We start from the raw sequence: 12212 nt of genomic DNA, 5'->3' as shown, positions 1-12212 counted from the left end.
TTTTGGATTGCCAGCTTCCATTATCGCCCTAAGGCGCATTCGCTGCCCGCTGGGCCCGAATCCGCTGCACCGCCGCCTCATGTTCCGCCAACGTGCGGCTAAAAGTATGAGTGCCATCGTAGTTCGCGACAAAAAAGAGATAGTCCGTCGGGGTGGGTTTGAGGGTTGCCTCTAGGCTGGCTTGCCCCGGACTAGCGATGGGCCCAGGGGGTAGCCCATTGTTAACATAGGTATTGTAAGGATGGGGTGTGGCGACTTCCGTCAAGGTGAGGGGGCGATCGGCGGTTTGGCGACGGTTTAACGCATATTCCACCGTGGGATCCGCCTCCAATTTCATCCCCTGGGCCAGTCGTCGCCAGAAAACCCCAGCAATGGTTCCCCGCTCTTGATCCACGGCGGCCTCTTTTTCCACTAAACTCGCCACCGTTACCCAATCGCGCAAACTGGGCTTTTCTGGATCTATCTGGGCCTGATAGAGGGGCAAAGCCTTGGCTTCAAATCGAGCCAGCATCATTTGGATCACCTGTTGGGGGGTCACGGCTCCGGCGGGTAATTGGTAAGTATCGGGATAGAGAAAGCCTTCGACGCTGGCCCATTCCGGGTCAAGCCAGGAAAATTGCTCGTTGGGGATGGTTTGGGCTGCGGTCATGAAGGCCGCCGCGCTGAAATAGCCTTGGGCTTCCAGGGCTTGGGCGATCTGGGTGAGCCGCCATCCTTCAGGAATGGTAAAACTCCGTTGGAGGACTTCCCCTTGCCAAAGGGTTTGGGCGATCGCCCTTAAATCCTCCCCTGGTGAGAGCAGATAACGCCCCGCCTTAAAACTGCCATTTTGATCCTGCACCGCCAACCAAAAGGCCCAAATATTCCAAGCCCAAGCGGAATGAATCACCCCCGCCGCCGCCAAATCCGCCCCAATTTGCCGCGTTGAAGTATTGCGGGGAATCTCAATCTGCACCGCCAAGGCCTCCGACTCCACCGCCACCACCGGAGCAGCCGCCCACCGCCACCACTGATAGCCCTGCCAACTACTCAACAGCAACAATCCCGGCAAAACCAAAAATGTATAGCCGCGTTTCCCCCAATTTCCCCCTTTTCCCATGGCTAACCTCTCAATGGCGATCCTTGATGCGATCGCAATCCTATGCCGGCATAATATCATCAAGCTTGAGATGGAGCCGTGGAAATAAACCAGAAACCACCACATCCGGCCGTAATGCCGTTGCCTCTGCGGCCAAAGGTTGAATCAGGCAATTTTTAGGAATGAACCAAGGGCGATCCTCCCGAAAAATTTCTCGAAAAATTCTACCCGCAATATTGCCGGCAACGGCTTCATGGGGGCCTGTGGGTTCCCTATCGCGAACTTCTCCATCAATTAGTTCGTAGCGGCTATCATTGCCATACTGGGCAAGAAATTCCGTAAAACTCAGCGATTGAGGTACGGTGTAGGTCATTTAATCCCCCTTTATTCTTCCTCTTCCTGCTCGATTTCTTGAATTAACAATTCTCGTAAATGGGGTTGGAGGGCTTGGACATCTTCGAGGGAAAGTAGCTCAATTTGCCGATTGGGTAAACGGCGGGCAAAGAGCAATAGGGGGGCCAGGGGTGTATAAATTTCGTATTCCTGAGCATTGTGATAGAAGTGGGTGAGGAATTGGAACTGCTCTGATTCCACATTGTCCTCGTCGGTTTCCACTTCCAGGGTGAGAATATCTTCCTCCACCACATCGGGGAGTTCCCCTGAAACCGTGAGGGTATAGGCGGCATAGTTGAGGGTGAGGTTATGCTCCGCTAGCACCGCCTTGGCATCGCCAAAGACCTGTTCAATTTCTTCGTTATCCTCCACCCAAGTGGCATCGGCATCATCTTCATCGCTATCCCAAGCAATGATTGTGATCGGCGCATCGACGGGCAGGAGTAAAAAATAGGTTGTGCCGTTTTCATTGAACGTATGCTCAACGGTGCATTCCAGCGATCGCCCCGCCTCATCCAATAGGGTCACGCTATCGGGGATAGATGGATCGTGATCAGGGGAAAATTGAGAGGAGGGCATAAGCGGTTGATGGCGCAGGCGGTAGCTCTCAGAATATCAAAAAACGGTAAACGCTTATGATTTGTGGGGGGAGGGAATGGGGAACGGGGAACAGGGAATAGGGTAGGGGTGAAAAATGTTGCGCCCTCGGTGGCGGAATTCGGTTGCGGGCTTACGGGGCCAACCGCTCTAGCCAATTGCGGCTAAATTGGCAATCTTCCCCCATGGCATTAGAGAGGGTCATATCTCGCGGATCATTGGTGCTAAACGTGATGTTGCCGGTGCGGGCTTGTTCGTAGGCTCGCGCATCGGTGAGTAGGGCGATGGTGGAGCGACGATAACGACAGAGGCCATAGACGGCTCGTTTTTGGGGTTGTTCTGCGAGAAAAGCATTCATTTGCACCACACAGCGATCGCCCTCCCCACCCCGCACCACGCTTTCAATCACAATCCCCGGCCCAAAGGGAAACGCCATGGCGGTGGCGACGGGTTGGCATTGTTTGAGGTGATCGAGATAGGTGACGGCGTTAACATAGTGGGGCAGGCTGGGGGGCTGGACGGGGCGGCCATTATCCAGGCAAATCCGTTGGCCATTGCCATCTTCGTAAAATTCCCAACAGTTGGGTTGATTAGCGAGGGCTTTGGGGGAAGAGACCAGGATTAAGCCGAGGCTGAGGAGCAGGAGAGAGAAGCGTTTAGGCATGGGTATTACCGGGAAAAATTACGCTCGTGCCATGGCTCCGCCGTGGCACGGGATGATGGCGGCTCTGCCGCCCTTTACAGGGGAGGGAGGCAGAGCCTCCGGGGAGCATGACTTGGCAGAGCCAAGTCACGAGCAGTATCCCCGTCGCTTTAGCGCGGGGAGTGTCAATAAATTTTGTAGCCCATCCCTCGCAGGATTGTTGTGGCCTGTTGGGCGCGATCGCCTTGCAATTCCAGCGTCATCTCTTTCACCGTTCCCCCCGCCCCCACTGCGGTTTTTAGGGTTTTTAACAATTGGGCTAAGGTGGCGGCCGGGGTTTGGAAACCGCTGATCACGGTGACGGTTTTGCCCTTGCGACCCTTGCGGGAGACTTGGAGGCTTAACTTTTGCTGTTGGGGGGGCAGGTCTAATTCTGGGATTTCCGGTTCCGGTTCCGTGGGGCCAAATTCGGAATACACAACACGATTACGGGGACTCATGGCATTTCTAGATCGAGATCCTTTCTAGTTTAAATCGCACCAACAGGCCAGGGGAAAGAGGAAATATTCCGCAAAAAACAGCAGCCAAATAAATTGATAAAACCGGGCGATCGCCCCCTTATCTTCCAAATTCACCTGACGACTGCGCCACCCCAACGCCAGCAACAGCAGCAAATGGCCCCCAATCATGATTTCCGGTGCTACCCCCGGCAACGCCAACAGCCCCACGGCCATCATTGTGCCGTAACAAAAAGCGATCAACGCACAACAGAGGCCAAACACCGCCGGTTTTCCCAGGATAATTGTCAGGGTTTGGATCTGGTATTGGCGATCGCCCTCTAGATCCGGGATATCTTTAAACAGGGCAATGGCAATACTAAACAGGAGAATAAACCCGGTGAGAATCCACACTGGCCCGGCAGGAATCCCCATGCCGCCAAACTGTTGGCTAAAATGCTGCGATAGGCCCAGATTCACCACCACCCCCCGCACCGTCAAAATACACAACGCCGCCCAGAAGGAAAACCGTTTCAAGCGGATCGGCGGCACAGAATAGGCCGTGCCAATGGCCAAACTTAACGCCACCGTCAACCATAACCAGAGTCCCCCTAGGCTAAGGGTAAGGGCCAGGAAAGCGGCGATCGCCACAATCCTTTGACCTTGGCGGCGGGTGAACACCCCGGCAGCGAGGGGGAGATGGGGCTTATTAATGCGGTCAATCTCAATATCGAAGAGTTGGTTTAAGCCAACAATGTAAACGTTGCCCGCTAAACAGGCCAGCCAAGCCAAGGCGAGGATGAGCAGGGTTTGCAGGTTGAAGGGATGAGCATTGGTGAAAAGGGCGATCGCCCACAGGGCCACCACGCTTAAACTCGTGCCAATAATCGTATGGGGGCGGGCAAATCGCCAACCCTGACGAGCAAACCCCCAAAAATGTGACCAATTTAATAACAACATCCCCAAATCTTATCAAAAACCAAAACCCTAAAGCCTCCTCCCCCTAACCCCGAATTACCGTAATTTGGCGGCCACTCCCCGTGATTGCCTTTGCCGTCGTTGTCCGCTCCTCAATATCCGGCAATCCAGAACGGCGATGGTCTCCGACCGGGCTTTGCCCATCGAAAATCACCAACCACCCCCAAATCCAACCCCAACCCCGCCAAATACCCCTCAATTTGCTCTAACCCCTCCGTTAGGGGATCGCGCCGTCCATCCCGCCATACTTTCAATTCAATTCCCAAGGTGGCATCTCCATAACGCAAATATAGATCCATCCGCCATGACCCAATGGCATAACTACAACGCATCATTACCTACGGATTTTAGAGGAACCACGTTTTTCTCCTAAGAGCCAATAGGTTTCCATCATCCCCTTGCCCTTAATCTTTTGGAGACCCCGCCGCTCACAGTGGAAGCGATCGCACAAAACCGCAGCAGTCGTAGCCGTGATTTGAATTTTTCCCGCCTCCCCGTGGGACTCCATGCGGGCGGCCACATTCACCGTATCGCCCCAGAGATCATAACTAAACTTTTTAATGCCAATCACCCCCGCCACCACTGAGCCGGTATGAATGCCGATGCGTAATTGGATTGGGGAACCGTCGGGCCAATGGAAATGTTCAATAACAGTTTGCATATCGAGGGCCATAGCGGCGATCGCCTCCCCATGATCTTCAGAAACAAGGGGCAAACCCGCCGCCGCCATATAGGCATCACCAATGGTTTTGATCTTTTCAATTTGGTGAACTTCCGCAAGGCGATCAAATTCAGAAAAAATTTGATTGAGGGTACTAATTAACTCTAACGGTTTAAACTGAGGCGCACGGGGGGAAAATTCCACTAAATCAGCAAACAAAATCGTCACATTTTCAAACTGTTGCGCAAGGGTTCCTTGAAAGGTTTTCAATTGCTCGGCAATGGGGCGGGGCAGAATATTTAAGAGCAACCGTTCCGATTTATTCTTTTCCACCAACAGCGCTTTTTCCGAACGAATTCGCGCCGTCACATCCCCTTGAATCCCGACAAAATGGGTTAAGTTCCCCCCATCATCAAACACCGGAGAAATGGTGAGTTCATTCCAAAAGGGCGTTCCATCCTTGCGAAAATTGAGCAGCGTCACGGTGCAATGGCGTTGCTCCCGGATCGCAGCCCGCAATTCCTGACGAGGAGCCTGATCCCCTTGGGGGCCTTGGAGAAAACGACAATTTAACCCTAAAACATCCGTGGCACTGTAGCCCGTCATCTGCTCAAAGGCAGGATTGACATAGATTAGCGGCATATCCGGTAAACGGGCATCGGCAATCACAATCCCCAACCGGCTAGCGGCAATCGCCTGATCCCGCAAATGCACCGCCGCCTGTACGCCACTGCGATAGGCCCCATGGCCATACCATTGGGTTTCCGTGACATCCTGGGCGATCGCCACACTACTCCCCTCCTGGTAGGGCATGGCCCGCCAAGAAAGCCAGCGATAACTGCCGTTTTTGTGGCGGAAACGGCATTTATATTCCACCGCCGTTTGCCGGTCGGGATGGTGACAGCGTTGCTCGGCGAGGGTCGTGGCTTCGAGGTCATCGGGGTGAATGAAGTCGAGCCAGGGGCGCGATCGCAACTCCTCCACCGTCCAACCCAAGGATTGCACCCAAAGACCATTGCAATCACACCAATAGCCATCGGCATGACGCACCACCATTAAATCGACGGCAAGATCAAAAAAGGCCTGTAACGCCGTGTCTGCTGAACAATGTGCCATGATGCCATGACCCAAAAAACCCATGATGATCCTGCAACAAAAAAATTGGTTTCGTGGATTTGCAGCACCCCTACTCCCATTATTGCGAATTCGGGACAGTTTGGGGCCAATCCGGATCGTCCCGTTAATCCTCCACCTGCTGAACTTCCACCGCATCCACGTCAATCGTACCGGGCGGGGTAGGGCGGACAAAGTGGCCCTTGCGCACTTCCAAGGCTTCGCCACAGCTTGGGCAATTGAATTTCACCGGATTTAACCCGGCAAACTGATGGCCACACATGGGGCATTGATCCTCCACCACATTGCGCTGCACCCACCACCGCAGGCCATAAACGGCAATCACCGGAGTCGCCAGCAAAAATATGAGCAGTAAAACTACCCCATTGACGACCCAACCCAATCCCAAGGTACTTAAGGTCATAATTCCCAACAAAATCATCAAGCTACAACCTATTCCTGATAAATTCCATGGCGCGATCTGATTCACACAGCCTCCTGAATCGATCCTGATTTCTATCCTCCATCCTAATGTACGCCCCTAGGAGAGGTGTTCGGCGATGAAGTTGGTGTACACCTCCCCTGCGAGAAAGGCGGGAACCTCTAAAATTCGCTCATGGAAGCCGATGGTGGTGGGAATCCCGGTGATGGCGCATTCCCGCAAGGCTCGCCGCATTCGCTTAATCGCTGTGGGGCGATCGGGCCCCCAGACGATCAACTTACCAATGAGGGAATCGTAATAGGGGGGAATTTCGTAATCCGTATAAACATGGGAATCAATACGCACCCCAGGGCCGCCGGGGGGCAGGTAGGCGGTGATCCGGCCCGGATGAGGGCGGAAATCGTGGTCGGGATCTTCAGCGTTGATCCGGCATTCGATGGCATGGCCCCGCAGTTGAATATCTTCTTGGGCAAAACTGAGGCGATCGCCCTGGGCAATTTTTATCTGCTCACTGATCAAATCCAGTCCTGTAATCATCTCCGTAACGGGGTGCTCCACCTGAATCCGGGTGTTCATTTCCATAAAGTAGAAATTCCCATGCTTATCCAGGAGAAATTCCACCGTTCCCGCCCCCACATAGTCAATCGATTGGGCAGCCCGCACCGCTGCACTGCCCATTTTTTCCCGCAATTCCGGACTGAGGACGGGGCTGGGGGCCTCTTCAAGGAGTTTTTGATGGCGGCGTTGGATCGAGCAATCCCGTTCCCCCAAATGCACCACATTGCCATAGCTATCGGCCAGGATTTGGAATTCAATATGGCGGGGGGCTTCGAGGAATTTTTCCAAATACACACCGCCATTGCCAAAGGCGGCTTCGGCTTCCCCTTGGGCGGCTCGGAACAGTTTAATTAAATCCCCTTCATGGTTCACTAACCGCATCCCCCGGCCACCACCCCCCGCCGTAGCCTTGAGGATGACGGGATAGCCAATTTTGCGGGCGATCGCCAACGCCATGGTTTCATCACTCAGTAACCCCTCACTACCGGGGAGCGTGGGGACGCTGGCCCCCTGCATCGTCCGCTTGGCGGTGGATTTATCCCCCATGGCGATCATCGCCGCCGGGGTGGGGCCAATAAAGGCGATTTGGTGATCAGCGCAAATTTCCGCAAACCGGGCATTTTCTGCCAAGAACCCATAGCCGGGATGGATGGCGGTGGCGTGGCGGGTGAGGGCAGCGGAAATAATGTTAGGGATATTGAGATAGCTTTTACTACTGGGGGAGGGGCCAATACAAACGCTTTCATCTGCCAGTTGGACATGGAGGGCTTGCTGGTCAATGGTGGAATGCACAGCCACAGTGGCGATCCCCAGTTCTCGACAACTGCGGAGGATACGGAGGGCGATTTCGCCACGATTGGCAATCAGAATTTTAGAAAACTGCATGGATACAGCGGGGGCTTGCGGTCGTGGAATCCACTATACAGTTTTTCTGCTCCCCTGCCCTAGTTGTGGGGTAGAGGGGGGGCGATCGCCCTCCCCCTCTCCCGCCGCACCCCCTGAGATGCAGTGATCCGGATCACTTTTTTTGTCAGGATTTTCACTGAATTGCCCATCCCCAAGGATGAAATGTTCCTGTAATCTAATATAATTAGAAGCAATCATAAATTTATGAAGTTTAGGTAAAAAATGAATCCATTCGAGCACATTTTTCCTTTCTAGACTCAAACTCCCCACCTCAACTGATTAACTTCTGCCCTAGTTTAAAAAACTATAAAAAACTTAATATTCTGCCTTTCCCCTTAACCCTCAATGTTCATGAACAAAATACTGGCTACATTACCCGTGGGCTGTGCTTATTATCAAATCCTGCATGAGCCTCAAAAGCAAGGTTTTGATTGCCAATTTTTAGAGGCTAACACCGTTTTTGAACAAATCACAGGGTTAACCGCAGCAGCGATGGTCGGTAAAACCCTTGGCTCCCTTGCTGCCACACCCCAGAACTCTCCCTTTCACTGGTTAGATTTTTATCAAAATATTCAATCATCACCCATTGGTACAAGTTTTGAGCAATATTCAGCCCCTTTAAACCATTGGTATGAAGTCCATCTTACCACCCCCGAACCCGGATTTTTAGCCACCACATTGATCGATATTACCCAGCGTAAACTTCTCAATGTGCAAATCAGCAACTATCAAGATCAATGGGAATCTTTAATTAGTAATGCACCGGGACTCATTTATCGCTGCAAAAATGATCCCACCTGGACGATGGTTTACATGAATGATCAAGTGGAGGACATTTTTGGCTATCCTCCCCAGGATTTTATCAATAATGCAGTGAGAACCTATGAAAGCATTGTTTATAAAGATGATTTATCTTGGATTACCCAACAAATTAATGAAGCCATTGAACGGGGCCAATCGTGGGATTTAGAATATCGCATTCAACACTCAGATGGAAATATACGCTGGATTCACGAATATGGCAAGGGCCTCGTTAGTGATCAAGGTACTGTAGAATTTTTAGATGGGTTCATTCTCGACATTACAGATCGTAAAAATGCCGAAATTGCCCAAGCTAAACTGCAAACCGTGCAACACGAAGCAGAGGCTCAATTGAGTGAAACATTACTGTTGCTCAATGATGCCCAACGGATTGCCAATCTTGGCGCGTGGAAGCTGGATGTTAAAACAGGTAACGTTCATTGGACAGAGGAAGTTTATCACATTCATGAAGTCGATTTAGATTATCATCCGGATCAAGCTACAGGCATTGAATTTTATCATCCTGAGGATCGCCCTCTAATTATCCAGGGGATTCAAGAAGCCATTGAGGAAAAACAAAGTTTTGATGTCACTTGTCGGTTTATTACGGCCAAAGACAATTTACGTTGGGTGAGAGCATCGGGCTATCCCCTGATTCAGGATCATGAAGTGACCCATTTAGTAGGGATGTTTCAGGATATTACCCAAGTGGAAGAGGATAAGGCGGCGATCGCCCGTGAACAACAGTTTTCTAAACAAATTCTGGAAATCATGGCCGATGGTTTTTCCGTAATCGATGCTAATGGGATACAGCAGGATGTGAATTCGGCTTTTTGTGGGATGACTGGTTTTAGTAAAGCCGAGCTAATTGGCCAAAAATCACCCTACCCCTATTGGCCCATTGAGGAACTTGAAAATATCGAAGTTGCCCTTCAAGATACCCTACTGAACGGCGCTGGATCCTATGAATTAGTATTTCAACGTAAAAATGGTGAACGATTCCCCGTGCTGATTTTTGTGCGGTCATTAAATGACATAAATGATCAGCCCCTCTTCTTTTTTGCCAATATTCAAGATATCACCGCACAGAAAAAATCCCAGCAGGAGTTAAAAGACAGTGAAAGCCGCTTTCATTTAGCCATTGCCGGTACAGGGGCAGGGTTATGGGATTGGGATATGGTGAAAAATACTGTTTATTTTAGTCCCCATTGGAAGGCAATGCTAGGCTATCGTGATGATGAAATTGAAAATGCTTTTACTGGCTGGCAAAAGCTTTGGCATCCCGATGATATTTATCGGATTCAATCGGCGATCAATGACTACTTAAATGGCCATATTAAACGATATGAAATTGAACATCGTTTGCGCCATAAAGATGGCAGTTGGCGGTGGATTTTAACGCGGGGAGAAATTATTAAAGATCAGGAGGGTCAACCCATCCGTTGGATTGGCACGAATATTGATCTCTCCGAACGCAAACAGATGGAGGAACAGCTACGGCAAAAAGAAAAACATACCCAGATGTTTTTTAGTCAATCCCTCTATGGGTTCTTTTTCATGATGCTAGATGAGCCGATTGATTGGCGCAAGGAGGGCGATCGCCCCCAACTCCTAGACTATGCCTTTCATCACCAACGGATGACCCGTGTTAATCAAGCGATGTTAGATCAGTATGGCGCGAAAAAAGCAGATTTGATCGGGTTAACTCCTGCGGATTTATTTGCCCATGATTTAGACCATGGCTATAAAGTTTGGCGAGAACTGTTTGATCAAGGACAATTGCATACTGAAACCCAAGAAAAACGGTTAGATGGCACTCCGATGATTGTAGATGGACAATATACTTGCTTGTATGATGAACAGGGGCGAATTTTGGGGCATTTTGGTGTTCAGGTAGATATTACCGACCGGAAAGAATCTGAAGCCAGATTATTGGCCGCCAAGCAAATGGCAGAAGTAGCCAATCAAGCCAAATCAGAATTTTTAGCCAATATGAGCCATGAAATTCGCACGCCGTTAAATGGGGTGATTGGCTTTACGGAACTGCTTTTACAAACTTCCCTCAATGAAACCCAGCGGCAATATGTTAACAATGCTAATGTTTCGGGAAAAGCCTTGTTAGCCATCATTAATGATATTCTTGATTTTTCCAAAATTGAAGCCGGTAAGTTAGAACTGGAAATCATTTCTACAAATATCCTTGATCTATTAGGGGAAACGATAGATATTCTCAAATACAATGCGGAGCATAAGGGCTTAGAATTACTGCTAGATATTCCTTTGTCAATGCCCCAAGTAGCTCATGTTGATCCGATTCGACTCAAGCAGGTTTTGATTAATCTGCTCAATAATGCTGTCAAGTTTACGGAACAGGGTGAAGTGGAAGTAAAATTGCAATTCCAAGATTTGGGAAATGGCCAAGGGGAATATCATTTTTCAGTGCGGGATACGGGGATTGGGATTCACCCGGAACAGCAGAATAAACTGTTCAAAGCCTTTTCCCAGGCGGATAGTTCAACGACCCGTAAATATGGCGGCACGGGTTTGGGCTTGATTATTTCGGGTTTGCTTGTGGAAAAAATGGGAGGAAAAATTGAGGTTGATAGTGTTTGGGGAGAAGGGAGTATTTTTACTTTCACAATTCTTACTGCTTTTGAAGATGATTCCGAGCAATCCTATCAACTATCAAAATCCTTAGGGATTAAACAAGTCTTAATCCTGGATGATAATGCCAAGAGTCGGAAACTTTTAGAAAGGTATTGTGAGCATTGGGGTATTGAAGCGATGGGCTGTGGTCATGATTTGGCGGTGTGTCAGTATCTAGAACGGGGCCAATTTGATCTGGTGATTATTGATTACCATCTATCTACCATCGATGGCTTAACGGTGCTGGAGCATCTACGGTTACAATTGTCATCCCATTTAGAGGCAATTCCGGTGATTTTGCTGCACCGTTCCGTTGATTATGAAAATATTCGCGATCGCTGTCAGGCTCTCAATGTTCAATTTCATTTGGTGAAGCCGGTGAAACCCCATGAATTCTATCAGGTGTTGGCCAATTTGGGGAAAGCTTCCCCCTCACTGCCCTCTCCCCCATTGGCGGCGGTGAAATCGCCGGTTGTCACCCTAGAACGCGCCTGCACTGTTCTCATTGCTGAAGATGTGAAGGTGAATATGATTTTATCCAAGGCGTTGGTAAAACGGGTGTTACCCAATGTGCGAATTATTGAAGCAACCAATGGATTAGAGGCGATCGCCGCTGTGGAGCAACACAGGATTGATCTGGTGTTAATGGATGTGCAAATGCCGCAGATGGACGGCATTGAAGCGACGCGACGGATTCGAGCCGCAGAAGCCCAAACCGGGCAACGGGTGGCGATCGTCGCCCTGACTGCGGGGGCATTGAAGGAGGAGCAGGAGCGGACATTTGCCGTCGGGATGGATGGCTTTTTAACGAAGCCGATGGATTTTGCCAAACTCCAAGCCATCCTAGGGCAATATCTGGGATCTCCCTCAAGGTTGCCCGTTGGTAATTAGGGTATAAT

Annotated in this window: 9 protein-coding genes and 2 pseudogenes; 1 reads left to right on the top strand and 10 read right to left on the bottom strand. The window is 50.3% G+C overall.

The annotated features are described in order from the left end of the window. Nucleotides 1–28: 28 nt before the first annotated feature. From mltG to accC, 10 genes and pseudogenes are all read right to left on the bottom strand, one after another. Nucleotides 29–1099 carry an endolytic transglycosylase MltG gene (mltG, locus tag VB712_RS15990; RefSeq protein WP_323256505.1) on the bottom strand — a complete coding sequence of 357 codons (1071 nt, stop codon included), beginning with the start codon at nucleotides 1097–1099 and terminating at the stop codon, nucleotides 29–31. A 94-nt stretch (nucleotides 1100–1193) separates the two neighbouring features. Further along, nucleotides 1194–1451 (bottom strand): annotated as a pseudogene (locus VB712_RS15985) (Uma2 family endonuclease); the annotation flags it as partial. 11 nt (nucleotides 1452–1462) lie between these two features. Continuing rightward, on the bottom strand, nucleotides 1463–2050 hold the full coding sequence (locus VB712_RS15980; protein WP_323256501.1) for a DUF3727 domain-containing protein: 588 nt from the start codon (nucleotides 2048–2050) through the stop codon (nucleotides 1463–1465). A 151-nt stretch (nucleotides 2051–2201) separates the two neighbouring features. Beyond that, nucleotides 2202–2732: a hypothetical protein gene (locus tag VB712_RS15975; RefSeq protein WP_323256500.1), complete on the bottom strand. Its 531-nt coding sequence runs from the start codon at nucleotides 2730–2732 to the stop codon at nucleotides 2202–2204. 164 nt (nucleotides 2733–2896) lie between these two features. Further along, the gene (locus VB712_RS15970; protein ID WP_323256498.1) at nucleotides 2897–3211 is read right to left on the bottom strand and encodes a translation initiation factor; all 315 of its coding nucleotides are present in this window, start codon (nucleotides 3209–3211) and stop codon (nucleotides 2897–2899) included. A gap of 24 nt (nucleotides 3212–3235) precedes the next feature. Next, nucleotides 3236–4168, bottom strand: coding sequence for a homogentisate phytyltransferase (locus VB712_RS15965; protein WP_323256496.1), 933 nt, complete (start codon nucleotides 4166–4168; stop codon nucleotides 3236–3238). 43 nt (nucleotides 4169–4211) lie between these two features. Next, nucleotides 4212–4506: pseudogene (locus tag VB712_RS15960) on the bottom strand (ATP-binding protein); the annotation flags it as partial. A gap of 14 nt (nucleotides 4507–4520) precedes the next feature. Beyond that, nucleotides 4521–5963, bottom strand: coding sequence for an adenylate/guanylate cyclase domain-containing protein (locus tag VB712_RS15955; protein WP_323256492.1), 1443 nt, complete (start codon nucleotides 5961–5963; stop codon nucleotides 4521–4523). 124 nt (nucleotides 5964–6087) lie between these two features. Beyond that, on the bottom strand, nucleotides 6088–6384 hold the full coding sequence (locus tag VB712_RS15950) for a hypothetical protein (RefSeq protein WP_323256490.1): 297 nt from the start codon (nucleotides 6382–6384) through the stop codon (nucleotides 6088–6090). Between the two features lie 117 nt (nucleotides 6385–6501). Continuing rightward, nucleotides 6502–7845: an acetyl-CoA carboxylase biotin carboxylase subunit gene (accC, locus tag VB712_RS15945; RefSeq protein ID WP_323256488.1), complete on the bottom strand. Its 1344-nt coding sequence runs from the start codon at nucleotides 7843–7845 to the stop codon at nucleotides 6502–6504. A gap of 372 nt (nucleotides 7846–8217) precedes the next feature. Between accC and VB712_RS15940 the strand changes: the two genes are divergently transcribed. Further along, the gene (locus tag VB712_RS15940) at nucleotides 8218–12204 is read left to right on the top strand and encodes a PAS domain S-box protein (RefSeq protein WP_323256486.1); all 3987 of its coding nucleotides are present in this window, start codon (nucleotides 8218–8220) and stop codon (nucleotides 12202–12204) included. The last annotated feature ends 8 nt before the right edge of the window (nucleotides 12205–12212 follow it).

It is taken from the genome of Spirulina sp. CCNP1310 (assembly GCF_034932185.1).
Taxonomy (GTDB): domain Bacteria; phylum Cyanobacteriota; class Cyanobacteriia; order Cyanobacteriales; family Spirulinaceae; genus Spirulina.
Note: the sequence above shows the minus strand (reverse complement) of the source record. Positions and strands in the feature narration are given on the sequence as shown.